We start from the raw sequence: 24,568 nt of genomic DNA on the forward strand, positions 1-24,568 counted from the left end.
AGGTTGAACTTAATCGCCAATTTTACTGAAATTTAACCCAAATTAAGTCGGAAATCTGTTGCATACCGGCATCATTTGGGTGGGCGGCTACCCCAGGGTTTGCATATTGGCTGGCAAAATATTGACTCTTGCCGACCATACTACTTAAATCAACCAAGGGATACGCTTTTTCGGCGGTTACTTTTCGAATGGCAGCGTCTGCTAAAGGGCGATCCCAAACGGTGGTCGTTATAACTATCTGAACTAGCTGCCCATTCGTTGTACTAACCTGCTTTAGTCGATCCAGTAGCTGACGAAATTGCCCCTCAAAATTACGTGATGATACATCCCCATCGACTACATTCTCTCCAAGGCGAATAAGGATTAGGTCAGGTTTAAAGCTTTGCAGCGGCTGATCGAACTCATCCATAGCATACGTTGGTTTGCCAAAATCAAGCTCAATACCAACACCAGACTGAAGCTGAACGGTCATGGTTGGATTCAAGGTTTGTAGTCGAGCGGTAAGCAAATGGACGAAATCTTTTTCCGGGGCAGAGGCCGCCATGCCGTTAAAGTTGTACCAGCCTAAATCGGGCGCTGGTCCATGACTCATAATGCTATTTCCAATAACAAGCATTCGCTGATAAGAAGGGGTAAAACTTCCCTGCAATAAAGGTGATAGTTGTTGATTCAAACGCACGCGAGCAACAATGTTTACTTTATTGTCGATCACTACCTGGTCGCCAGTTGTCCAAGTGCTTCCATTGTCTTTGGAATATTCTATAACGGCCCCTGCAGGAAGGCTAGGAGACGTAATTTTTAGCGTGTCTCCAAAAGGAATTACGTTAGATGATTGCTTGAATGAAGGAGCGGCCAGAGCAGCCCCTCCGCCTGATCCTGGTAGTATGCGTCGAACTGTAATTAGTACGCAATGAGGATCGCAGGGTTGTGCTAAAGCGTTTGTTGTACACAAACAACCTAACAAGCCTAAGATCGTACACTGTATAAAGAATTGAATTTTGAAAAAAGGGAATAATTTATTCACTATCATGAGCTGTATAGTCACTAATAGATTCCTGCTAAAACTGTGCCATCTTTATTAGAAGTGTCTGTGCGTGAACAGTTCGTATTATTCTCCTCGAAATCACTATTTCCGGCTAATGAAGGTTGTTTAAGCCTATTAGTAACGTTTTTTGATATTTGGTAACAAATAGTCTTTATTGAATTTTAACCCAAATTAAATCTGAGATTTTTTGCATACCCGTGTCATTTGGGTGGGCAGCAACGCCAGGATTTGCATATTGACTGGCGAAATATTGTGGCTGCCCGATTAGACAACTCAAATCAACGAGTGGATAGCCATTTTCGGCAGCCACCTTTTTGAGTATAGCATCGGTGGCTGGATGCTCCCATACGCACGTCGATATAACTATCTGAACTGGCTGATTATAGCCTCTGCTAAGTTGTTTCAGACGTTCCAGGAATTGGCGGAACTGCCCTTCAAAATTGCGGGTCTGGACATCTCCATCAACTACATTCTCCCCAAGTCGAACGACAATCAAATCGGGCTTAAATGTCTGAAGGGGTTCTGTGAACTCATCCATCGTATAGGTCGATTTACCAAAATCAAGTTCAATACCCGCGCCACTCTGGAGTCGAACGGTCATATCTGGATTCAAGGTTTGCAACCGGGCTGTGAGCAAATGGACGAAATCTTTTTCGGGGGCCGAAGCCGCCATGCCATTAAAATTAGTCCAGCCTATTTCAGGCGCAGGTGCGTGGCTCATAATACTATTACCAACAATCAGCATTCGCTGATAATAAAGCGTAAAAGAGGCCGCCCTGCTCCGTGAGGGCTTATTTCCGACTCGGAAACGTGTTAAAATCTTTCCACCAGTTGTTAAGGTAAATTGCTGCCCAATTTGCCAGGTAGTTCCATTATCGAGCGAAAACTCATACACGGCCTGGGGAGGGAGCGTATCAGAAGCCAGTTTCACTATTGTGCTGAAATAGAAATTACCACCATTAGGAGAAAAGTGGGGAGGGGATGCATCTAACGTGTCAACGGCAACTGTTGTCGATGAGGCAGGTATAGTGGTACCACTAGTAGGCGTTGTAGATGATACCCCTGTACAGGAACAGCTAGTTGTAGATGTTGGCGTGGCTGTATTCGTGGGTGGAATAATATTTCCGACCTGTGCAGGATAGTCTTTAACACAGCTACTTATAGCCACTACTATCATTAGAAGATAGGCTATTGCTGTAATTTTTCCTGCTGGTAACCAGAACATAAACTTTCGTTGAGTAAACATCAATCATTTGTTGGTTATATAGTACTAACGCAAATTACACACGCAAAGAAGACCGATTATGTCAGGTTATGCCAAATCGTTAGGACAGTGTCAGGAAATGTAGCACCTGATTTATTAATGCGTCTCCTATATTTGTACAAATCCACCGTCCATTTAGAATGTTATTTAGTTCTGCTATTTTTCTATTTCTCTATTTTCCAGTCTTTAGTCTGGTTTACTATTTGTTGCCTAATTATTGGCGTAATACGTTTTTATTTTTTGCCAGTTTACTGTTTTATGCATGGGGTGAGAATATCGTTGTACTTGTCTTACTACTATCCATATGTATTAATTTTTCGGCAGGGCGTCTTATTGAAAATGGTTACCGCCGTATTGGTTTGTGGGTGTCGTTAGGGGGTAGCTTATCCCTGCTGTTTTATTACAAATATGCTAATTTCATTGTCGGTTCGATACGCAGTTTAGCCGAAAATCTGGCGATACCAATGGCTGAGAACTTGACAATACCAGCCGTTGTACTCCCTATTGGTATTAGTTTCTACACGTTCCAGGGTATTTCCTATACACTTGATATTTACTGGGGACGTATCCGGGCCAATCGGAGCTTTCTGGACTATGGCACCTACGTGGCTATGTTTCCGCACCAGATTGCGGGACCGATCGTTCGATATAGTGACATTGCTCCCGAATTAACGGAGCGAACTGTTACCCCCGAGAAATTTGGTATGGGGGCCGAACGATTTATTATTGGCATTATTAAAAAATTGCTGCTGGCGAATACATTTGCCAGCGTCGCCGATACAATTTTTAACGCTCCTGCTGATAGCTATGCTGCCGAAACGGCCTGGTTGGGCATTGTCGCTTACTCACTTCAAATCTATTTTGATTTTTCGGGCTACTCAGATATGGCCATTGGGTTGGGTAAGATGCTCGGTTTTGATTTCAAAGAGAATTTCAACTATCCATATATCGCCGTGTCCTTACCCCGTTCGGTGAGCCAGTTTTGGCTGGATTTTAAGCCGCCTGTCGGTATTCGACTGGTGTAATAAACTTTAATGCTTGGTGGGGCCGTTCAGTGTTGTATTCCAACAGTCACCCATCTACTATTTGTCTTACTTGCTTGATACTGCTAAAAACATGTGCATCTAGAACTTCTCGCCGAAACGTTCCGTTGAATCGTTCAATGTAGGCATTCTGGGTGGGTTTGCCCGGCTCGATCCAACATAAATCAACGGTGTGGTCCTTACACCAATCCTGCAACGCTTGGCTAATAAACTCTGGACCATTATCACTCCGTAGCCGCTCTGGCTTACCATACCGCTCAACCAGTTGAGCTAATAATCGGATAACCCGCTGAGCTGGCAGTGAATAATCCACCTCGATACCAAGGCCTCTCTATTGTAATCGTCAACTACATTCAGCGTTCGGAACTTGCGCCCACCGGTTAAATTATCCGACGTAAAATCCAGCGACCGCTCCGATTTCTATGGATTAAGCAAGGGTTGTTGTATAATTTTTGTCATATTTTTCACCCCGGCATACAACAGCACAAACGCGATGAATCAACTTGTTGCGAGCAGCATTAATGACTAACATTTTCGGCTTGCCCTCCTTCAACTTGCGGGCATAGTAGTCCTGAAGGTCTCCCGTTACCTGGATGGTCGATATGGTGCGGCACCGGCCGCCCGGCCAAATGGATCAAGGCCTTCAGTCGTTTACGTGCTTGATAACTCACTTTCGTCCGGCCTCGTATGCTACTGCCAGAGCGGTAGGCGAAGGGAGCTACCCTTGCATGGCAGGCCAGTTTTTTAGGATCATTGATGGCCTGCATCTCATTAGTGGCCAACAGCAATTCGGTAACAATGACGGGGCCAATGCCTGGTACCGATATCATTAAATCAAATAACCGCACGGGCGGCCCCGTCTTTTAGTCGGGCATCAGCCTGGATAAGTTCATGTACCTGTCGTTCGACTGCTTTTTGCTCTTCTTTGAGAGCGGCCAGTGATTTTTTGACATTACCTTTCAAAGTTCTTTGTAGCGAACGGCTTATAAAGGAATCTTGCTCGGCAACAGGAACTGCGAGTAGGTTGTAGGCTTGGTTAAGCCGTTGACGAGTCGCACTGAGAGCGGCCAGTTTCTGCATTACCTCCCGAGGTGGTTGCCAAAGCCGCATCTGATCGCGAAAACGCCGGGTGGCTGGTGCCATAAGCATACTGAGCAATGCGTTGAGCATCGACTTTGTCGGTCTTGCCCCGTTGCATCCCTCCGGCTTGTTTGATTTGCAAGGACGACCGCACGGGCGGCCCCGTCTAGCCAAATTGCGAGCTTTGGCTCGTAGAGCAACTCCAACAAATGGGCGTTATAGATTCCTGTGTGCTCCATGCAAAACACAGCCTGAGGTAAGTTCCAGTTCGGTAATGCCTTTACCTGCATCAAAGCTTCTTTGACTCCCTTGAGGGTATTGTCAGTGTGCATATTCAGAATGATACCGTGTTGCTGGGTATAAACCGCCCAGTCGAGGCCGGGCGGCCGGTGCCGTGTCTTTGGCAATGTCAATACCGATGAAGTGATAAAAGTCCATCTGATTAGTTAGTTTTGAGTGAAGCGTCAACTCCTTGCTTTTACTCGACCGGCAGCGGCCGACCGCCTTTTGTGGGCCACCAACCCAATTCTTTATCCGAGTCTACAGCAATGGAAAACAGAGTGGGACTAAATCGGAGCATAGGTCTGAGTCCTCGGCGACCCGATAGGGTACCCTACTCTGGTTGACTACTGGCAACTTACCAAATCTTAGAATATTACCAGCCCACAAACCTAAAGGGCGGCCCGGCAGCATTGATTGCAAGCCGTTGCTTTGGTTAGCGGCTTACTTACAGCATCGGGTAGTCGTTTCTTAGTTCGTCGCCGTAAACCTAATCCTAACTTTCTGTACAAACGTCTGATTCGCTTATGATTCACTAGTTCTCCCTGCTTGCGCAACCGGCGATAAATCTTCAGTACGCCCCACTGTTTGTATCGTCGATCCAACTACTCAATCCGACTACTCAGTGCTTTGCCTTCCGCTTTAATGGCCACTGGTTCTGCCAGCGCATTACGGCTTAGACCCACCCAACGACCGCACCGGCGGCCCGGAGGCTTTGCGTTGACTAATCTGTTTCTGATTAACCATCCACTTGACCATTACTCGACGCTCAGCGGGCCCTACCGCAACGGCGGACCGGCACTTTTTTGCCAGAGCCTCCTTGATGACTTCGTTTTGTAAACTTAGCTCGGCGTACATCCGCTCGGGCGGCCCCATTTTTGAGCCGCCGGTTTTCGTCCTCCAATTCTTTCAGCCGTTTGACTTCCGAAACCTGCATGCCGCCGTATTTAGCTCGTCAATTATAAAATGTGGCCTCGCTGATTCCATGCTCACGGGTGATCTGAGCAACTGTTTGGCCGCTATCCTGTTGCTTAAGAATCGCGACAATCTGCGATTCCTAGAATCGTCCTGCTTTCATTTTCCCTTTGTTTACCAGTGAAATTTAAGTGTTTTACTCTACTTTTCACTGGCTCACTTTTAGGGGTTCAGGACACGAGGCATTTGGTTAGCAAAATGGCTGCTTTCTGAACTAATCCGCAAGCAGATTTGCGGCAAACCATGGTTCAAAATAGTTGTGCAACAGCCACAAGCGTTTAATGAGACGGATGCGATGCTCAACTTTTGGTAACTTGCTCCAAAATAGTACCTTGCGGCAAACAAATCGCTCTGATGAGTCTACATATGCCCAACCAACATCTACTATCGAGTCAAGTACCAAGTGGTTAAGGTAACCTTCAAGACCACGAGTAGACTAGGTGTAATCCGATCACTGTAGTAGATATACAAGGTAGGGTCTCAATTACCTCAAAATCCCCGTTTCTTAAATGATTTATTCCTAGATGGTGATGATTACTAATGCGTCGGAATGACAAAAAGTAACCTGACATTTTCTACAAAAGGAAAAATTAGTAAAGATTACCAGTATAAAATTAGTCAATCGTTTTCGCCTATTTTTTTATAGGCAAACATGAACTGATTTTGGGCGTAAAGGATTGGTTCGTATAGACCGTATATGCGTTCAATTGAAACAATGTATCGGTTTTAGGCATTGAGGAGGTTTCCGCTAAATGCTGCGGGTCAGCTGTTGGTATAATAGCAATGTCGGCGGGACGATAGGCGTTTCCTGTTGGCCAGATTTCATAATGCTGATCAAAATACGGTACTAGATAATCGGATACAAATACGCTCGAGCGCGGAGGTAATTGGTCGGCAATGCATTGGGCAACTGCAAGATCAGCCGACTGAAGTAGAGTAGCATTTTTTTCAGGAGCCAATTGATGTCGTAGTAAACTTAGCCAATCTGCCAAAGGTGGAATATCAGGACGCGCCCAATACAAAATTGGAATCTGTATTAACCAGAGTACCATCAATGTAACTCGTGTAGTCGAGCTAATCTGATCTGGCAAACGATTAGCAGAAAATACGATACATAAGGTCAAAAAAGCACTTACAAAAGCCCATAGAAGTACAAATCGTGGTGGCCAGGTGAGCGATACAAGATAGAATAGGGTTTGTCCGTAATATAGAGCACTCTGGACAAAATTTAGGGCTATCAATATCCCCAAACCTAACCCAAAGACAATCACCCAACTGACCACAACTGAACGACGTTGCGACTGAGCTAACACGAGCAGCAATCCAGCCGCTGGGCTAATTAGTAACCCAACCGCACCAAACAATTTGAGCATTTCCTTCCAGAAAGCCTTCGTTCCTGCATTTTGAGCTAGCTGCGCAAGCGCTATCTGTAAACGAGGTTCAGGAGCGCTATTCTTTGCTGAAAGCCAAAACATGCCGATTAAGAAAACAGCTACCCACCCTAGACCAATAGCCCAAAAACGCCATTGCTTAATCAAACCTAGTAACGAGCGCCCCGATTGCTGCAAATACGACATGGCAAACCAGCTTATATGAATGAGTGCCGCCAAAACAGCACCGTCTTCTTTTACCAGGACCAGCAATAAGCTAGTTAGAATAACCAAAATCGACCGATATGCTGACTGACTTAACAAAGCAAGCACAAAGAACAAAGCAAAGGGCAAATACGTCAATTCTGTATGCCAACCAATATTCGGATGATCATTGAGCCAGAATGCCACAGGTCCTAATAAAATAACTATCAAGACACTATAGCGTGCCCAAGCTGGAATGTCCCGGATGCGTAATCGCTCATTTAAAAGTAAATAACTAGCTGTTAGTAAGCTCGCTTGCACCAGAAATAAACCATAAGCTCCCCATAGATAGCAAAGCGGTCCCCATAACAGGATGGTATAGTAATTATGGATTCGATGGTGAAATCCCCAGATGTTGTCGTACATAAATGGACGGCCATCCAGATAGCTACACGACATCTGAATAAACGCATACATGTCATTAAATGTGTAGCCTAACGTTTGGAAGCGAAGGCCCTTAAAAAGAAAAAAACACACACCGATAACAAAACCGACAAGCAATCGCCAGTTACTTTTAAGCATAATTTACTAGTGTAGGACAAGCCTATTTATCAGTTGCGTTGAGGATCGTTTTCTAAGAATATCAATAATATGACTTCATTTCCTTGCGAAAGTAGGCTTTATTTGCCTCTTTTATCAACAGTTTTAAGTTTCTTTCACAGGATTTTTCTTATTATGAATGAAATCATTGACCTTGAGGATGAACCTTTAGCGACTACCCAATCATCCGTACAGGGGGCTGAACGCGAACAGTGGATTCAACGTAACAACTATTATTACCGTATTTTAGTCGACTTTCTAAACTATACTATTCCCGCGAATAGCTCTATACTAGAGTTAGGCTGCGGCACTGGGTATCTATTAAACCAATTACAACCCAGCCGGGGCGTTGGTATCGATAGTTCGTCAGCTTTAATCGATTACGGTCGTAAAAAGTACCCCAATCTTACACTCAAGGTTGCGGATGCTAACCACTTAAATTTAGCAGGCGAGACATTCGACATCGTTCTGATCAGTGACACAATTGGCCACTTCGACGATGTTCAGCAAGTATTCAAACAACTTCACGGCGTTTGCCATCCTGATACCCGGATTTTGATTACTTACCGAAATCAGTTGTGGACACCTATACTCAATATCGCTCAAGCGATTGGGTTAAAAATGCCGGAACAGCGTCAAAATTGGCTAGATCGGGGCGACATTGAAAATTTGCTAGATGTAACAGGCTTCGATGTTGTCCGGAATGGCCGGAAATTCCTACTGCCTCGCTACGTACCCCTTGTTTCCGGTTTATTCAACAAATACATCGCGAATCTTCCGCTGTTCAACCGCCTGGGCTTATGTACATACATTGTAGCTCGGAGTATGCAGGATCAACGTTTTGCTACTGAGCGGACAGTGAGTGTAATTGTACCGGCCCGGAACGAAAAAGGAAATATTGATGCCATTGTCCGCCGAACTCCAGCGATGGGAAAACATACGGAACTGATTTTCGTAGAAGGCAATTCAACCGATGATACATGGGCTGAAATTCAACGGATTACAGCACTTTATAGTGCTACCCATGACATTAAGTGCGTTCAGCAGGACGGCAAGGGAAAAGGCGATGCCGTTCGAAAAGGCTTTGGCATGGCAACAGGCGATATACTAATGATTCTAGATGCCGATATGACCGTTCCGCCGGAAGATTTGCCTAAATTCTATGAAGCGATTGCTAGCGGTAAGGGCGAATATATCAACGGAACCCGCTTGGTATATCCAATGGAAAAAGAAGCCATGCGAACCCTCAATCTTTTGGGGAACAAATTCTTTTCTATTGCCTTCTCCTGGTTGCTCAACCAACGTATTAAAGATACACTTTGTGGTACCAAAGTGTTAACAAAAAAGAACTACGAGCGACTTATTGCTAACCGGTCTTATTTCGGCGATTTTGATCCCTTCGGCGACTTCGACCTTATTTTTGGGTCAGCAAAACTTAATCTTAAGTTCGTTGAAATTCCAATTCGCTACCGTGCACGTACGTATGGCGAAACCAATATTTCGCGATTCAAACACGGCTGGCTCCTATTAAAAATGACGTTTTTTGCCCTGAACAAAATCAAATTTATTTGATCATACAAGCTCGTGGAGTAAGGCAATCTACTTCTAAGGGGGAGGAGGCCGATTTACATGATAAGCAAGCGCTACGGCGGGCGGTGAGTTTTATAGTTTAAATTGTCGGCTTATTGATAGTCAGTAATTTATCAAAAAGGATGTCTTGAAAGTTGCCTCAAAAAAGGCTAATCGATTAATGGCTACTGGGATTTGGCCGGCATCCCAAACGTACCCAATGGGTTCATAAGTGGAATTTAAGCAACTTTGAGAACAGATATATAAAGACCATCTCTCCGATAATTCAAGGCAGAAATCACTCAAACGGCTCAGATTATTTATTAACCATATAAACTAAATTCATTGCCCAATCAAAATTCGCTTAGAAACGTCAAAACTAGCAGCTTGCACACGTATTATGTAAGGCCCAGACTGCAACCCCGTTAAAACAAACTGTTTACGCTCGTCGAAGACCGCTACAGTTGTTGTGAAAATATGTTGGCCAGTCAAACTAAGAACGTGTTGGGGAATTATCTTTGGTAACTAAGTTAAATTCGCTGAAGCATTAGTTGAATATTGGCCAAATACAGCCAACTCACCGAAGATAATAACGTATACTCGTAATCTTTGACGATTCGGCGGAAGAAATTAGTCCAAGCAATGCTGCGTTCGACTACCCAACGCTTGGCAACGGGCACAAAACCTTGGGCTGATTCGGGACGCGATGCTTTCTCAAAGTCAATTGACCAGTCCGATAAGGCGTTGGCAAAAACGCCATTGTACGACTGATCGCCATACACTTTTTCTAAGCGCTCGCCTGCCCGCCAAAGAATATCACCAATGAGCGAAATGGCAGCGGGGCCATCGGCTTGATTGGCCACATGCACATTAGCCACCCAAAGGCGACCTTGCGTGTCTACTACCAATTGTCGCTTGCGTCCGTTGACGCGTTTGTTGGCATCGGTGCCCCGGTACTCACAGATCATAGGACTTAGTTTAACGCTCTGTGAATCAATGCATAGGACGGAAGGATAAGCTTCTTTCCCAACTCGTTGGCGATCCAGTTGATTCAAGGCTGTATTGATTCGCTCGAAGGTGCCATCTTGTTTCCATTGGTCAAAGTAATAATAAACCGCCTGCCAGTTAGGCCACTCTTCAGGCAGGTTACGCCACTGTCCGCCAGTTCGTAGGAGCCACAAAATGACGTTGATTATCTGGCGTAAATCATGCTTTCGTTTGCGTTTGAGATTAAGAAAAGGCGAAATTGCGTCCCATTGGGAGTCGGTCAGTTTTGAGAACTGTTTGGTCACGGCTTTGCATTTTGGTCGATACAAAGTTGGCACGACTCTCAATTGTTCTCAATTCCCAAACACATTCTAAAAATTGTTACGGTAGCATTCGTCAGATTCTCTTGGGTCTCCAAGAGAATAAGCTTATTAAGAGTAGGATTGGGATAAATGCTAAGCCCTCTGTTGCTTAAATCGATTGTGAATGAAATAGGCGTTGAGGGATGCGAAAAGCAACTTAAGGTTGGGGAGTAAATTGTGGAGGAGCGAGCCGTGTACAATCCAGACTGGTTGGCTTTAATAATAGCCGATTGAAGCGATAACGAATCGGAACCTCTATACCAGCGAAACTGGGTTCCGTTCGAAGAACTGACAGCTTCCCGTGTATACGTACCTATGACATTTACAGTTGGTGGAGCGGGTAATGGACGCAGTTCCACGGTTGTGCTAGCTGCCTGTGCCGATAGGCAGCCATTTACATCTCTAACTTTAGCTGAATATACATCAGCGTTACCCGTAATGATTTGCCTTGTTGAATCATTAGTACTCCAGAATGAGGTCCCCCCGAATATTGGACCGCTTAAAGATTGAGGATCGGACGTTCATTTGTTCTTCTTTCAATGCCCTTTCCGACCTCATCCGGCGTCAGTCCGCCGAGTGAACTGTGAGGTCGAAACTCATTATATTCTTGCCGCCAATGCTCAATTTTTTCTCGAGCATCTTCCAGTGATAAAAACCAGTGAGCGTTCAGACATTCGTCACGAAAACTCCCGTTGAATGACTCAATGAGTGGATTATCAGTGGGTTTACCAGGCCTAGAAAAATCCAGCATTACTCCGTTATCATACGCCCATAAGTCCAGTGCCTTCGAAATAAATTCACTCCCGTTGTCCACTTGAATCCGTTCGGGTACAGCCAAATCTACGATTTTTAAGTGATTCACTGATGTTACGCAGCCTTAGCTAATAGAGTAGATTGACTTTTGAGACTGTTTAGATCTCGTAAGGCCAATTTCATCGCGTTTAGCGTCAGCAAACTTTTTAAGGCAAAATGATTTTTTGACGTGGATAACCGCAAGGCTTCCAACTTAACAAAGGCCAACATGGATAGAAAAAGATGATTGCTCTGAGAGCGCACCGTGTGGGCAGGTGAGCGGGAATAACCCGTGTTTGACTTGATCGATTTGTGAAATTCTTCTACTTTCCAACGACGGGCATATTGCGTTTGAATGCTGACTGTATCGGCCGTCAAGTCATTGGTTACCAGATAGAGCACCCCCTGTTCACGATCCCCGTCCGCTCCGGCGGCCCGGTTTGAAGACCTGCTTGGTCAGCAAGAGGGGAAAATCCACCCCGGCTACCCAGACGACAAGGCATTGATGCGCTTCGATAGCTAATGACTCAATCGACCGATACAGCCCCTGTTGTTGGTCAGCCCTTGAAAGTGCCACCTTGCGATTGCTTTTCAAGGGCATAATAAAGTGCTGGTCTAGTTCGGCGATATAAGCAAAATTCTCTGCAGAGGAAAACCAGGAATCTACCAGTACATACTTAAAAATGAGCTTATTGACCAAGCATTGGTGGATCAACCGGCGAAAACGTTCTTGCTTGCTGACTCCACTGACCCATTTCGTTTTACCCGTCTTGTGGTCTAGGATGGCCTGGTCTTTCTCAATCAGTTCATAAGCAACGGGTAGGGAATGAACTTGGCCGGTGTAGAGGGCTGTGAGTTGGTTGATGCCTTTAAGTGCTTTTTGCTGACAGTGGTCGTAATGAAAGCGGATGAGTGCATTTTGGTTCATGTACGCTTTGGCTTCAACGGTATCATCAAGGGTCAACACGGCGTTGGTGTCGGTAATTTGTTCGATAAAGGGGCGCACCACTTGCCAGAGTTGAGCCGAGCCATAGCTTAGTTGATGGAGGCTTCGGGTAATGGCATCGTGGGAAAGTTTGCCTTCGACTAAAGCTGACAAGCCGGTCGCCGTCGTTTGGCCTTGATTAACCAACAGGTAGTCCGAATACAGATCGAAAACGGGCGATACGAAGTGCATAGGTAATTTTTGTTAAATTTAATCAGTAAGCTGTCAATCTAAGGATGGCCTGCGTAACATCAATGATTCATAACTCTCACCACGTCTTCACCCTTTAATGACAGGCCGACATGGATGGCTAAGCACTGGCGACTATAATTATCCACTATAGTTAAGGCCCGGATTTTTCGACCATCAAACAACTGATCAGCCACAAAGTCCATGCTCCAGCATTGATGAATAGTGGAGCGTTGGGGACGTTCAAGCCGATGAGCCGCTGCCCGGTTGCGTCGAGGCCGCTTACTGCGTAGATTCAGCCCTCCTAGGCGGTACAGCCGATGCACACGCTTGTGATTATCCCGCCAACCCTCACGTCGGAGCAAGGTGAAAATGCGTTGGCAACCGTATCGAACCCTAGTTTCGGCAATCTCGCGTATGCGCTTTCTTAATATGGAATCGTCTCGCCGATGGGCTTTATAAAACCAGGTCGAGCGTCGAAGCAGAAGCACTGCGCAGGCTCGACGCTGCGAGATCCGATAGTCAGACATTAGGCTTTGGGCCAGCCCTCGCTTTTGAACTGGCCTTAGAGCTTTTTTTTTGACCACATACTGAAGCATCTGTTTGTCTAAGCTCAAGTCCGCTACCAACTGTTTTAGTTGCTGGTTCTCTTCTTCTAATTGACGCAGCCGTCGAAGTTCGGGAACCCCTAGGCCTCCGTACTTCTTTTTCCAATTATAAAAGGTGGCCTCACTGATGCCCATCTTACGGCAAACTTCTGCGACGACCGTACCGGTGTCGGCTTGGCGAAGCGCAAAAACGATTTGCGCTTCGGTGAATTTTGTCTTCTTCATAAGCGATTGTTTGATTGGTTTAAGGTATCAAAAATCGCCCGAACTCTCTACTTTAGGTTGGTCCAGTTTCCTGGGAGGAGGTCAACACTACTACTTGGCTTCGTACTGGCAACGCCAGTATATCTCCGTTTTCAGCGTTGGTGGTCTCGTATACAGGCACGGTTAGTATACACACCTGCGTTATACATAATGAATACGGTGTATGTTCTGGGTCTGTATGGTTTATTTATTATGGCTGTTATGTACTTAGCTGCGGATACGTATAATCCATTTATTTATTTCCGCTTTTGACAATGATCTCCACCGAAACTAGTAAAACGACTCTTGATGTTCACCCAAATTCTATGGAAAATGACCCCCACCATACGCCTAAACCAAAAAATCTAACCAGATATCGTTTTTTTCTTACAGGGTTCGGATTTGCTATCCTATTGATTTTGCCCGGTCTTGACCAATGGTTTAGCTTTTCATCCGATTTTCAGAGCACAGAAAAACATATACTGGCGCCTTTTCCAACCTTCAAATTTCCCCACGTCAACACGTACATCAGTCAGTTTAATCAATACTATAAAGAAAATTTTGGCTGGCGCAATGCGCTCTTTTATCAGTACAGCCATCTTAAATATGATGTATTGGGCGTTTCGCCACTACCTTACAAAGTCATTCTCGGTAAGAACAACTGGTTTTATCCTGGTAATGATTTAAATAATGTAGCCGATCAGCATCAGGGATTACAGCCGATAGAGCTGCAGACTTTACAGACAATTGTACAAAAATTGACGGCCAAACAGCGGAAGCTAGCTGCTCAGGGCATAAAGTTTTATCTGTTTATACCGCCTGATTCGTACACGATTTACCCCGAAAATTTGCCTGACTACCTACAAAATAATCGGGTCATATCTAATTATGATCGTTTAAAACAGTATTTGCTAAAAAATACGACCATCCCGCTTATTGACGTTCGTCCGGCTTTACTAGCTGCTAAATCCAGGCACCAAACGTATATGCAAACGGATACGCACTGGAATGATTATGGGGCTTTTATTGCTACGCTGTCTTTAGCTAATCGTATTCGGCAGGATTTTCCTGATATGCCCTTACCCAAAGAAAATGACTACTCTATTTGTGCTAAAAAGGGTTATTCTGGCGATTTAGTCACCATGATGGCACTTAATCGGGATATTTCGGATACGGTTAATTATCAGATAGATGCCCCACCTTATTTGCAAGTTAAGGAAGCAGGCCGTATTCATAATACAGAATTGGGCGGGTGGCCCTCTCAGCGATTCGTAAGTATGAATAAAAAATCGCCGAGCCTATTGTTCATAGGCGATTCATTTACGATCTCACTGGCGCAATTTGTCCCCAATTATTTTTTTAAATCTTACCTCGTGCGGAGTAATTTGATCTCAGATGAATTAGTTTTTTCTGAAAAGCCAGATGTTGTAATTTTTGAGATTGTTGAGCGAAACTTAGCTTATTTAGCGCTTCTATAGCGTGAAGAAGTCTGGCTAGCAATTGCATTGTTGAGCTGAACTAATTGATCGACGAAATATCTCCTTCCCTTTTTCATACTCCCCGAGTTAAAACCCGGCACAGGTCATTTATGCTGTGTTTTTTGCGCCGAGTTCTAACCGGGAGAGTATGAAAAAACTGATAAACTCGTTTTTAGCAGTGACTCCAGATTGCCAATTTCCGTATACAAAACGTAGCCCTTACAAAGTCGCCTACTCATTGTAAGGGCTGTTGTTCGTCTCTGCCAAATGCTTACTTGCCGGTCGTTGATTATGTGTTCGTATGATAAAATTTGTGAACAAAAATCCCATACGACTCTTTAATCTGAATGATCGAGCTTGACTAAAGTCCGATTTTGAGATAGATAGTAGGGCTATTTAGGCTAAAGTAAAAGGACTCAACGACAGTTTGTTATGGATGATATACGTGTACTGGCAGAAGGCTTACGTTTTCCGGAAGGTCCTGCATTTGATGCTCATGGAAACCTATGGTGCGTAGAGCAGGAAGGAGAAGGATTATTTTGTCGATATAAGGATGGGAAAACAAAACGTGTTCAGACGGGTGGGCGCCCCAATTCATTAGTTTTCAACAGGGGTGACTTATGGTTCTGCGACTCAGGGCAGAACTGTATACGGCGTTTGCATACGGATGATGAAACAATCGAAACAGTGATTAGTCATGTTAGCGGTCAGCCCCTGAATATGCCCAACGACTTGTTATTCGATGAGCAAAACAATTTAATCGTTACCTGTCCGGGACCGCCCGACGCTGGCCAGCAGGGCTATGTGGCGGTTTATTCGGCCGATGGGCTGGTTGAAATTATTGCCGATGGCTTACTTTACCCCAATGGACTTGCCTTTTATCCAGATAATCAAACGTTACTTATCGCTGAAACGCACCAGCAACGCATCTGGAGTGGTTATTGGGATACCGAGTCATTGAGCTGGGAAACAATTCGGGTGTGGGCAGATGTAATCGATACGCCTGTAGGTGCATCGATTCCGGGTCCTGATGGCATGACCCCCGGCCCCGACGGGAATCTTTATGTTGCTGTGTTTGGAGCAGGTATTATTCGGGTATTCTCGGCGGATGGGAGCTTTGTGCGTGATATTTCACTACCTGGCCAAAATCCCTCGAATTGTGTGTATGATCCGTCGGGAGAATTGGGATTAATTGTAACAGAAACCGAAAAAGGGCAACTGTTAAGCATCGTATAGTTCAAGGTTTCAAGTTCCATGTTTAAAGTTGACTACGATCAACATGGAACTTGAAACCTGAAATATTGAATTTAGCTTTTCAATTCGGCGATAACCGTGACGCCCCCTTTGGTAATGTCGCCGATTTTAGCCTTAATTTCAGCATCTAAAGGCAGGAATACATCCACCCGCGAACCGAATTTTATAAAGCCAAACTCATCGCCCTGTTTTACGGGTTGGCCCTCTTTCACGTACCAGATAATTCGACGGGCAACGGCACCTGCAATCTGACGAAAAAGTACTTGTACACCGGTTGAGGTTTCAATGACGATCGTTGTGCGCTCGTTTTCTGTGCTTGATTTTGGATGCCAGGCCACCAGATATTTGCCCGGAAAGTACTTGAAATAGCGTACAATGCCTGATACCGGATTACGGTTAACGTGCACATTGAGGGGAGACATGAAGATGGATACCTGCCGCCGACGATCTTTAAAGTACTCGCCTTCGGTGGTTTCTTCAATCACCACAACTTTGCCATCGGCAGGGGCAATCACCTGCGTGTCGCCCAGTGTGAGTTGCCGGTTTGGAATCCGGAAAAACTGCACAACCAGTATAAACAGAACCAGACTTACCACGGCCAATAAGGTCGTTGCTGTTGGGCTGTCAGAAAACAGGTAGAAATAAGCGAGCAAATTCAGGGCTAGTAAAACCAGGCCTGTGGTTAGCATTATTGTATTGCCTTCGCGATGTAAACGCATAGAAAGATGTGTGATATATAATGTATGATGTATTCTTAATGTATCAAGTTCGAGCAAAATTATACATCATACCGTATACATCATACATTTTAAACTAAATCAATAGCCGCCACGGTATTTATAGGTACTTGCTACTTTATCGATAGCAACAATATAAGCTGCCAGACGGAGTGGTACCTGATATCGTTGCGATGTTTCAAATACACGGTCAAAAGCGTCTTTCATAACCCGGTCGGCCCGGCGGTTAACGCGGTCGAGCGTCCATTTGTAGCCGATCCGGTTTTGCACCCATTCAAAGTAAGAAACCGTAACGCCACCGGCATTGGCCAGAATGTCGGGTACAACTAATATGCCTTTGCTGTTGATGATTTCGTCGGCGCTGGCCGATGTCGGGCCATTGGCACCCTCTACAATCATTTTGGCCTGAATCGAAGCTGCATTGTCTTCCGTAATGACATCTTCCTTCGCAGCCGGAACTAACACATCGACTGCCAGCGAAAGCAGTTCTTCATTCGATATCTTCTCAGCTCCGCCAAAACCTTCCAGCGTTCCTTTATTCGAGTTCCGATAACTGACAGCCGCTGTAATGTCGATACCACTTTTGTTGTAATAACCACCCGAAATGTCGCTTACAGCAACTACTGTAACCCCACGTTCGTGGAGCAATTCAGCCGCGAATGAACCTACATTACCAAAACCCTGAACGGCTGCCGTGGTTCGATATGGGTTCATGCGAAGTTTATCCATCGCCGACAAGGCTGCTACCGTAACCCCACGACCAGTTGCCTCGGTACGGCCCAATGAACCACCCAGTACAAGTGGCTTGCCCGTTACCACGTTGTTAACGGTCATCCCTTTCGCTTTCGAATATTCATCTACGATCCAGGCCATTTCACGTGGGCCAGTGCCCATGTCGGGAGCTGGAATATCACGATCTGGTCCAATGACATCGAGCATAGCTACCGTATATTGCCGGATGAGCCGTTCAATTTCGCCTGCCGACATTTCGCGCGGGTTACAGGCGATGCCTCCTTTGGCACCTCCATACGGAATGTCGACAACGGCGCATTTCCAGGTCATCCAGGCTGCCAGCGCACGCACTTCGTCCAGATTAACAGCTGGATCAAGTCGGATGCCCCCTTTGGCAGGTCCAAGAATGTTGGAATGAATAACCCGGTAGCCTTCAAACACTTTTATTGTGCCATTATCCATCGTAACCGGTAAGCCTACAATGACCTGCCGGGCTGGCACTTTTAAGATATCATACATTTCGTCTGAAATGCCCACTAATTTGGCCGCAGCATCGAAGCGCGACATCATTGATTCGAGTGGATTCTCTTTATCTTTTATTGGGGCTGGTTCAATATATCCCATGACGTTAGATTAACTTCAGTTTTAAAACAAATTTGATGATGAAGTGTCCCACAAACTTAATAAATCATAGTCTATATTGTGAAAGGTATATTTTTTCTAAGATTAATATAATGTTAATAAACCAAATGATTCATAATAAATTCTTTTATTTACCAAAGGGTTATATATAAATAGAAAGACAAGGCCAAAGATTAGTTTGAGAAACGTTCTAATGTCAATTTGATAAAATTTAAGAAAAAAACGATCAATATTAGACGAATCATTGAAATACCGGATACAAAACATTAATTTTGTGGCTGAAACAGAGCACACCACCTAACGTAGGATTTAGCTATGGTTATGGACGAGAAAAAACGGTATTCGGAGGAAGAGCTGAAAGAATTTGAAGTACTGATTAGTCAGAAGCTTGACGCAACCCGAAGTGAGTTAAATTATATTAAAGAAACGCTTAGCAAACGGAACGACAGTGGTACCGATAACACATCAGGTAACTCTAAACTGCTCGAAGATGGTGCCGATACCAGCGAACGTGAAAATTTGAGCCAGTTAGCTGCTCGGTTGCAGAAGTTTATTCAGCAATTAGACGCTGCCATGGTTCGGATTAAAAACGGAACCTACGGCATTTGCAAAGACACCGGCAAATTGATTCCGAAAGAGCGCCTACGGGCAGTGCCACACACACAACAAACGATTGAAGCTAAATTGCGTCAGTCACGCTAGTTAGTGTTTGTATCAACTGCCGTTTGTGTATGACCTTATGTCTGGCATAAACAGAAGGTAGATTAGGAACATTGATTTTGGACGCTAGCCTATCCTCTTAAGATCTGGTTAGCAATCAATAGTAGTATCGAAACAGCTTCGGCGCACCAGGCGCCGAAGCTGTTTTTATTTTTATCGGTTTTTTGAACAAATTGAGCGGTTATTTGTAAATACCGGAGAGCATAATTAATTATTAACGACCATGTTGGAACATCTGGAAGAAATTCGGGAGAATATATTCCGTTATCTGGAAGCCCGTATCGAGCTGTTTACATTAGAAAGTCGGGGTAAACTAGAAGAAGGAGTTGTAGTTGGGATACATGGTATCGTACTGGCGCTGCTCAGTACAATGACGCTTATATTCCTGTTTATTTTACTCGCGGCTTACATAAATCAGCTGACAGACAGTAAGTATCTGGGCTTTTTGATTGTGGCTGGTTTTTTCCTGGTAATGACCATTTTCTGGCTAGCTGCTAAAGATTTCTTCAAAGCAAAAATTCGTGTGGCGGCTTATAGCGCTATGAAAAAGAGCCAGGAGAAGAAAAAAGAGGAGAAAACAGAAGCAGTTGAGGAGTTGATGGCGCAAACTCGTTCGTCGTTAAATGACTCGAATCGTATTTCTAATTAAACCAGGAATTTTTGCCAAGCTTCTGATAAACAAATAATTAATTTGATAAAGTGTAGCTCCTGTACACATTTACTATAACTAAAAATGGAAGATCCTAAAGTGTTATTTGCCGACACAACTGCCCGTCGGGCGCAATTGATGGCTGCTACTGAGCGATTTAAGTCATCAATTACCGATGGGGTTGAGTCGATAAAAGAAGATGCAACCGAGGTTGGGAAATCAGCTGTATTTGTCGCGGGTGCCGCTTTAGCCGTATATTTGGTGGTTAATGCTATTCTGCCGAAGTCTGATGAGTATCGGTACGCTGAGAAATATGGCGAACCAGACGAATTTGATGAGGAGGATTATGACGATGACGAAGAGCATGATCAACCGTCGACTCATAAGGCTATCCGGCAGCAAGCAAAAAAAGTAAATAAGTCGGCAGCTGCGAGTGGATTAATTGGAGGGATTATCACCTCTGTATTAACAAATATCGCTCGCGAGCAGCTAACTGGATTTTTAGCCCGCATCCGTACAAATAATGCCATCAATCCAACTGCCGAACCAACACAATATCACGAACGGGCTTCGACCGAGCCTGTTGACTACACTGCGCAATAATAGGCTATCTGGCCAAAAGGCGATTGGCGTTCTGCTCGACCCCGATAAAATCGAGCAGAACGCTTTAGTTAACTTACTTTCCCGCACAATTGAGTACCCCATTGACTTTTTTCTGGTTGGCGGAAGTTTAGTGACCGATTATCTGCACAAAGAATTGATTGCTGCCATTCGCCAGCATACCAACATACCGGTTATCCTGTTTCCAGGAAACCCGCTTCATATTGAACCGTCGGCCGATGCTATTCTATTCCTGTCTTTGATTTCAGGCCGAAATCCGGAGTTTTTAATTGGACAACATGTTATTGCGGCCCCGTTGCTTAAAAAAAGTGGCCTTGAAATTCTACCAACAGGCTATATGGTGGTCGATAGCGGTACGCAAACAACTGTCTCATACATAAGCGGAACAATGCCGTTACCTCACGATAAACCAGGTGTGGCAGCTTGTACGGCTATGGCTGGCGAAATGCTGGGTCTACAACTTATGTATCTGGATGCGGGTAGTGGAGCACGTCGGCCTGTGTCGCCTGAAATGATTGCTGCCGTTCGAGCGGTGGTTGATTTACCTGTTATCGTTGGCGGAGGTATTAATTCAGGAGAAAAGGCTTATCAGGCCTTAAAAGCTGGCGCCGATATGATTGTCATTGGAAATGGTATCGAGCAAGACCCCGATCTGTTGCCGCAATTATCAACTGTAGTGCGAGAGTTTAATCAATTAGATGTACGCGCTTAATTCATGAAACGATTTATTCTTGCAGCCCTGTGTTTGACTGGCACAGTTTATATAGCACCATCAGTTTGGTCAACAGCACAGGCCCAAAACCAAAAGGTTTATACCGTAGCTGAGCAACAGCCTGAGTTTCCAGGTGGGAAACCTGCTTTGAGCCTCTATCTGGCCGAAAACATAAAGGTGCCGGGGGTATTGGTGCGCAAAAATTACAATACTGGACAGGTAGCCGCCAAATTTATTGTCGATGAGCTAGGCTATGTACACGATGTGCGCGTAGTGACAAAACCTCTCGACAAAAAAACACAGAAGGGTATGGAAGATTTTATGGCTAGTATTATTACCGCCATTGAAAAAATGCCCCGCTGGGAACCTGGCGAAGTTGGTGGTAAACGTGTGCCCGTGTTTTATACGCTACCAATTGAGGTAAACGTACGTTAAAGGGAGAAAGGAGGAGAGGGTGGAAAGGAAAATAATTACAGTCCTTTCCACCCTCTTCCCGTTTCTCCCTCTTTTTATACATTCATCAGCGATTCCCGACGGCGCATCTTGCCAGCTGGAATGCCAAACATCATCTTAAAGCGTCGGCAGAAGTAGGCAGTGTCTTTATAACCAACTTCGGCACCAATAGCCCGAATGCTCTTCTTACTTGTTCGTAGAAGACCGACAGCCGCTTCCATTCGCTGATATTCGATATAATCCTGTGGATTGATACCGGTCAGCATTTTGAAATACTGCCCCACATAATCTTCCGAAACGTTAGCTACGTTAGCCAATACTTTGTTCGAAAGATCGCCACCCAGATTTTCTTTGATGTAAGCAAAGATGTCGATCAGGCGAGGATCTTTGAAGTACGTACTGTTCGTTACCAATTGCTCAACAAACAGGTGATTCTTCAGAATGTACCGAACAACCTCGATAACGATTTCTTCAGTTTTAATCTTGATAATCCGACCTTTACCGGCCAGATCAGTCATTTCCTCGGCCAGAATCTGGTCGATGGTAATGGCTAAATGTTCTTCCCGCTTAATAATGAAAGGCGGGACATCAAGTGAGTTGAAGAAGTTAACCGAATCGAATACCTTAGCCTCGAACGATACATAGCCGAATGAGTTCGGTAAATGCCCAATCAATTTTGGGTCATGGTTACCTTCCCAGTACGATTCGCGATGCGTCATGAACTCTTCGTTCGAGACGGTTTTCGGGTTTGTTGGATCGCCATAGGTAACGGTAACATGTTTACCGCCCGGAATGAAAAGCATATCACCAACTTCCACCTTTATTTTTTCATCGCCGATCGATACTTCACCACTATACAAAATCAACAATGTATTTTCAACATCGTAGAAGTTTTTGATGGTGATCGGTTGCAAAATCCGAATGTTGCGGGCCTTAATAAACTTTACGCCCAACGATTCGATAATTTTATTATAGTCTTCCATAGCTGAATGGAGTGTTCCGTAAACATAGGTTTGTACAAAGTTGCACAAAACTAATAATTTGTACAAAACTAATACAACTATAAAAGTTTCCAAAAAATAAAAAAAATAATGCGTATTCGCTTTGAACACGCATTATAGAGTAAGAAAAATTCTATTTTAAGGAAAAATACCCTATCGAATGAGTTCTCGAGCTATCACTAATTTTTGGATTTCAGATGTACCCTCGTAAATCTGTGTGATTTTAGCATCGCGCATTAATCGCTCTACATGGAATTCTTTTACGTAGCCATAGCCTCCATGAATCTGTACGGCTTCGGTGGTGGCCCACATAGCTATTTCTGAGGCAAATAGCTTGGCCATAGCCGCGGCCTGGATATAGTCTTTATGCTCATCTTTAAGCCGGGCGGCCTTATACACCAGTAAGCGAGCGGCCTCAATTTTGGTTGCCATTTCGGCTAATTTGAATTGAATAGCCTGATGTTCAAAGATTTGCTTACCAAACGATTTTCGTTCCTGACTATATTTCAGGGCTAACTCATAGGCCCCAGCAGCAATACCCAGGGCTTGGGCGGCAATACCTATCCGGCCTCCGTTCAGGGTCGACATGGCAAACTTGAAACCGAAACCGTCCTCCCCGATACGATTTTCTTTAGGTATTTTTACATCGGTAAACAACAAGGAATGCGTATCGGAGGCCCTGATCCCCATTTTATCTTCTTTTTTGCCAACGACAAAGCCGGGGGTACCTTTCTCGACAATCAGGCAATTGATACCCCGATGTTTTTTCTCCCGGTCCGTTTGGGCGATGACTAGGCAAATGCCGGATGAGTTACCATTCGTAATCCAGTTTTTAGTCCCGTTTACCAAATAATAATCCCCTTTATCTTCGGCGGTGGTGGCTTGTGAGGTAGCATCGGAGCCAGCTTCTGGTTCTGACAGGCAAAAAGCGCCTAAGGTTTCGCCTGTTGCCAGTCGGGTTAAATAGGTCTGTTTTTGCTCCTCGGTGCCAAATGCTTCGAGACCATAGCAAACCAGCGAGTTATTAACCGACATGATCACCGAAGCCGACGCATCGATCTTGGAAATTTCTTCCATGGCCAGCACATACGAAACCGTATCCATGCCGCCACCCCCATAATCGGGCGAAACCATCATGCCCAGAAAGCCCAGCTCGCCCATTTTTTTGACCTGTTCGGCTGGGAATCGGGCTTCATTGTCACGCTCGACAATGCCAGGTAATAACTCATTCTGGGCGAAATCGCGGGCAGCTTCCTTTACTGCCAGATGCTCTTCCGATAAATTAAAATTCAATCCCTGTAACTCCAGCGATGCCGTTGCCATCTGAATTGTGTTGTTTAAAAGGTTTGTTGTGAGTATTGATAGAACCGCACCGGCCTCTATTATGTAAGGAGATATATTTCACCTCAAAAATCATAATGGATCATAACGATCATAAACATCAGCGGTCTATGTGTAAATGTAATAAATTGTTGGATAATGGTATGCTTGCATACTATTTATTCGAACAATAAGGTAATTAACTCCGCCACACAAGCTGGTTTTGGGTCGCCTTTTACGTTGAAAATACATTCCGTAATAACCCGAAAGCCTTTGCTTTGAGCCTCTACGCTTTGCAATTGGACGCTCATCCGCAATCGGCTTCCAACGGGAACAGCATTGGTAAAACGAACTTTATTGGACCCATAGTTAATTCCCATCTTCACTGATTCAATTCGGTAGAGTTCAGCCATTAGCTTGGGGGCCAGTGATAACGTTAAGAATCCATGCGCAATAGGCATTTTATAGGGTGATAGTTTGGCCGCTCGTTCGGGGTCGGTATGAATCCACTGATGATCGCCGGTGGCTTCAGCAAAGAGATTGACCATTTCCTGCGTGATGGTCATGTACTCGGTTGTGCCGAGAGGTTGTCCAACGTGAGCCGAAAAGTCGGCCAGATTAGTGAAGGTTAGCATGGGTGTTCGGGTTTTTGCA

General features: G+C 44.7%; 26 protein-coding genes and 2 pseudogenes. 10 read left to right on the forward strand and 18 right to left on the reverse strand.

Annotation, left to right across the window (positions count from 1 at the left end; translation table 11 throughout):
* Nucleotides 1-22: 22 nt before the first annotated feature.
* Nucleotides 23-952 carry an SGNH/GDSL hydrolase family protein gene (locus H3H32_RS31095; protein WP_240543547.1) on the reverse strand — a complete coding sequence of 310 codons (930 nt, stop codon included), beginning with the start codon at nucleotides 950-952 and terminating at the stop codon, nucleotides 23-25.
* Between the two features lie 244 nt (nucleotides 953-1,196).
* Complete coding sequence (locus H3H32_RS31100; RefSeq protein WP_240543548.1) at nucleotides 1,197-2,270, reverse strand: SGNH/GDSL hydrolase family protein; 1,074 nt, start codon at nucleotides 2,268-2,270, stop codon at nucleotides 1,197-1,199.
* A 179-nt stretch (nucleotides 2,271-2,449) separates the two neighbouring features.
* Here H3H32_RS31100 and H3H32_RS31105 point away from each other — a divergent pair, with 179 nt between their 5' ends.
* Complete coding sequence (locus tag H3H32_RS31105) at nucleotides 2,450-3,334, forward strand: MBOAT family O-acyltransferase (RefSeq protein ID WP_182459630.1); 885 nt, start codon at nucleotides 2,450-2,452, stop codon at nucleotides 3,332-3,334.
* A gap of 46 nt (nucleotides 3,335-3,380) precedes the next feature.
* Here H3H32_RS31105 and H3H32_RS31110 read toward each other — a convergent pair whose 3' ends face one another.
* From H3H32_RS31110 to H3H32_RS38345, 4 genes are all read right to left on the reverse strand, one after another.
* Nucleotides 3,381-3,665 carry an integrase core domain-containing protein gene (locus H3H32_RS31110; RefSeq protein WP_182459631.1) on the reverse strand — a complete coding sequence of 95 codons (285 nt, stop codon included), beginning with the start codon at nucleotides 3,663-3,665 and terminating at the stop codon, nucleotides 3,381-3,383.
* A 205-nt stretch (nucleotides 3,666-3,870) separates the two neighbouring features.
* The gene (locus H3H32_RS37640) at nucleotides 3,871-4,182 is read right to left on the reverse strand and encodes a transposase (RefSeq protein ID WP_240543549.1); all 312 of its coding nucleotides are present in this window, start codon (nucleotides 4,180-4,182) and stop codon (nucleotides 3,871-3,873) included.
* A 4-nt stretch (nucleotides 4,183-4,186) separates the two neighbouring features.
* The gene (locus H3H32_RS37645; protein WP_240543550.1) at nucleotides 4,187-4,522 is read right to left on the reverse strand and encodes a hypothetical protein; all 336 of its coding nucleotides are present in this window, start codon (nucleotides 4,520-4,522) and stop codon (nucleotides 4,187-4,189) included.
* 581 nt (nucleotides 4,523-5,103) lie between these two features.
* The gene (locus H3H32_RS38345; protein WP_182459632.1) at nucleotides 5,104-5,316 is read right to left on the reverse strand and encodes an IS3 family transposase; all 213 of its coding nucleotides are present in this window, start codon (nucleotides 5,314-5,316) and stop codon (nucleotides 5,104-5,106) included.
* Nucleotides 5,317-5,462: 146 nt separating this feature from the next.
* Between H3H32_RS38345 and H3H32_RS38450 the strand changes: the two genes are divergently transcribed.
* The gene (locus H3H32_RS38450; RefSeq protein WP_445265554.1) at nucleotides 5,463-5,810 is read left to right on the forward strand and encodes a hypothetical protein; all 348 of its coding nucleotides are present in this window, start codon (nucleotides 5,463-5,465) and stop codon (nucleotides 5,808-5,810) included.
* 508 nt (nucleotides 5,811-6,318) lie between these two features.
* On the opposite strand, the gene H3H32_RS31130 is transcribed toward H3H32_RS38450, so the two are convergent.
* Nucleotides 6,319-7,842, reverse strand: a complete 1,524-nt coding sequence (locus tag H3H32_RS31130; RefSeq protein WP_182459633.1) for a glycosyltransferase family protein — start codon at nucleotides 7,840-7,842, stop codon at nucleotides 6,319-6,321.
* 153 nt (nucleotides 7,843-7,995) lie between these two features.
* Between H3H32_RS31130 and H3H32_RS31135 the strand changes: the two genes are divergently transcribed.
* On the forward strand, nucleotides 7,996-9,432 hold the full coding sequence (locus H3H32_RS31135) for a glycosyltransferase (protein ID WP_182459634.1): 1,437 nt from the start codon (nucleotides 7,996-7,998) through the stop codon (nucleotides 9,430-9,432).
* A gap of 339 nt (nucleotides 9,433-9,771) precedes the next feature.
* Here the strand turns inward: H3H32_RS31135 and H3H32_RS38470 are convergent, their stop codons facing one another.
* The 6 genes and pseudogenes from H3H32_RS38470 to H3H32_RS31160 all read right to left on the reverse strand — a co-directional run.
* Nucleotides 9,772-9,921, reverse strand: coding sequence for a T9SS type A sorting domain-containing protein (locus H3H32_RS38470; protein ID WP_508614168.1), 150 nt, complete (start codon nucleotides 9,919-9,921; stop codon nucleotides 9,772-9,774).
* 38 nt (nucleotides 9,922-9,959) lie between these two features.
* Nucleotides 9,960-10,721 (reverse strand): IS5 family transposase, encoded by a 762-nt coding sequence (locus tag H3H32_RS31140; RefSeq protein ID WP_182459635.1) that lies wholly within the window; start codon nucleotides 10,719-10,721, stop codon nucleotides 9,960-9,962.
* Between the two features lie 556 nt (nucleotides 10,722-11,277).
* Nucleotides 11,278-11,607 (reverse strand): annotated as a pseudogene (locus H3H32_RS31145) (integrase core domain-containing protein); the annotation flags it as partial.
* A 38-nt stretch (nucleotides 11,608-11,645) separates the two neighbouring features.
* Entirely contained in the window at nucleotides 11,646-11,972 is a 327-nt protein-coding gene (locus H3H32_RS38355) for a transposase (protein WP_182459636.1), read from the reverse strand.
* 7 nt (nucleotides 11,973-11,979) lie between these two features.
* Complete coding sequence (locus H3H32_RS31155) at nucleotides 11,980-12,747, reverse strand: transposase (protein WP_182459637.1); 768 nt, start codon at nucleotides 12,745-12,747, stop codon at nucleotides 11,980-11,982.
* Between the two features lie 65 nt (nucleotides 12,748-12,812).
* Nucleotides 12,813-13,577, reverse strand: a pseudogene (locus H3H32_RS31160) (IS3 family transposase); the annotation flags it as partial.
* Nucleotides 13,578-13,870: 293 nt separating this feature from the next.
* On the opposite strand from H3H32_RS31160, the gene H3H32_RS31165 reads away from it, so the two are divergent.
* Both H3H32_RS31165 and H3H32_RS31170 read left to right on the forward strand, forming a co-directional pair.
* On the forward strand, nucleotides 13,871-15,073 hold the full coding sequence (locus H3H32_RS31165) for an alginate O-acetyltransferase AlgX-related protein (protein ID WP_182459639.1): 1,203 nt from the start codon (nucleotides 13,871-13,873) through the stop codon (nucleotides 15,071-15,073).
* A 432-nt stretch (nucleotides 15,074-15,505) separates the two neighbouring features.
* The gene (locus H3H32_RS31170; RefSeq protein ID WP_182459640.1) at nucleotides 15,506-16,309 is read left to right on the forward strand and encodes an SMP-30/gluconolactonase/LRE family protein; all 804 of its coding nucleotides are present in this window, start codon (nucleotides 15,506-15,508) and stop codon (nucleotides 16,307-16,309) included.
* 71 nt (nucleotides 16,310-16,380) lie between these two features.
* On the opposite strand, the gene H3H32_RS31175 is transcribed toward H3H32_RS31170, so the two are convergent.
* On the reverse strand, nucleotides 16,381-17,046 hold the full coding sequence (locus H3H32_RS31175; protein WP_182459641.1) for a phosphatidylserine decarboxylase family protein: 666 nt from the start codon (nucleotides 17,044-17,046) through the stop codon (nucleotides 16,381-16,383).
* 99 nt (nucleotides 17,047-17,145) lie between these two features.
* Nucleotides 17,146-18,420: a Glu/Leu/Phe/Val family dehydrogenase gene (locus H3H32_RS31180; RefSeq protein ID WP_182459642.1), complete on the reverse strand. Its 1,275-nt coding sequence runs from the start codon at nucleotides 18,418-18,420 to the stop codon at nucleotides 17,146-17,148.
* A gap of 333 nt (nucleotides 18,421-18,753) precedes the next feature.
* Between H3H32_RS31180 and H3H32_RS31185 the strand changes: the two genes are divergently transcribed.
* The 5 genes from H3H32_RS31185 to H3H32_RS31205 all read left to right on the forward strand — a co-directional run bounded on the left by H3H32_RS31185 (nucleotide 18,754) and on the right by H3H32_RS31205 (nucleotide 21,575).
* Nucleotides 18,754-19,140: a TraR/DksA family transcriptional regulator gene (locus H3H32_RS31185; protein ID WP_182459643.1), complete on the forward strand. Its 387-nt coding sequence runs from the start codon at nucleotides 18,754-18,756 to the stop codon at nucleotides 19,138-19,140.
* Between the two features lie 241 nt (nucleotides 19,141-19,381).
* The gene (locus tag H3H32_RS31190) at nucleotides 19,382-19,807 is read left to right on the forward strand and encodes a phage holin family protein (RefSeq protein ID WP_182459644.1); all 426 of its coding nucleotides are present in this window, start codon (nucleotides 19,382-19,384) and stop codon (nucleotides 19,805-19,807) included.
* An 84-nt stretch (nucleotides 19,808-19,891) separates the two neighbouring features.
* On the forward strand, nucleotides 19,892-20,410 hold the full coding sequence (locus H3H32_RS31195; protein ID WP_182459645.1) for a hypothetical protein: 519 nt from the start codon (nucleotides 19,892-19,894) through the stop codon (nucleotides 20,408-20,410).
* Complete coding sequence (locus H3H32_RS31200) at nucleotides 20,331-21,140, forward strand: phosphoglycerol geranylgeranyltransferase (RefSeq protein WP_182459646.1); 810 nt, start codon at nucleotides 20,331-20,333, stop codon at nucleotides 21,138-21,140. The genes H3H32_RS31195 and H3H32_RS31200 overlap by 80 nt, the downstream gene beginning before the upstream one ends.
* Nucleotides 21,141-21,143: 3 nt before the next feature.
* Entirely contained in the window at nucleotides 21,144-21,575 is a 432-nt protein-coding gene (locus H3H32_RS31205; RefSeq protein WP_182459647.1) for an energy transducer TonB, read from the forward strand.
* Between the two features lie 74 nt (nucleotides 21,576-21,649).
* Here H3H32_RS31205 and H3H32_RS31210 read toward each other — a convergent pair whose 3' ends face one another.
* The 3 genes from H3H32_RS31210 to H3H32_RS31220 form a co-directional block, all read right to left on the reverse strand.
* Complete coding sequence (locus H3H32_RS31210; RefSeq protein WP_182459648.1) at nucleotides 21,650-22,576, reverse strand: AraC family transcriptional regulator; 927 nt, start codon at nucleotides 22,574-22,576, stop codon at nucleotides 21,650-21,652.
* 171 nt (nucleotides 22,577-22,747) lie between these two features.
* The gene (locus H3H32_RS31215) at nucleotides 22,748-23,887 is read right to left on the reverse strand and encodes an acyl-CoA dehydrogenase (RefSeq protein ID WP_182464541.1); all 1,140 of its coding nucleotides are present in this window, start codon (nucleotides 23,885-23,887) and stop codon (nucleotides 22,748-22,750) included.
* A 206-nt stretch (nucleotides 23,888-24,093) separates the two neighbouring features.
* Entirely contained in the window at nucleotides 24,094-24,549 is a 456-nt protein-coding gene (locus tag H3H32_RS31220; protein WP_182459649.1) for a MaoC family dehydratase, read from the reverse strand.
* Nucleotides 24,550-24,568 lie beyond the last annotated feature (19 nt).

Source organism: Spirosoma foliorum, from assembly GCF_014117325.1.
Taxonomy (GTDB): domain Bacteria; phylum Bacteroidota; class Bacteroidia; order Cytophagales; family Spirosomataceae; genus Spirosoma; species Spirosoma foliorum.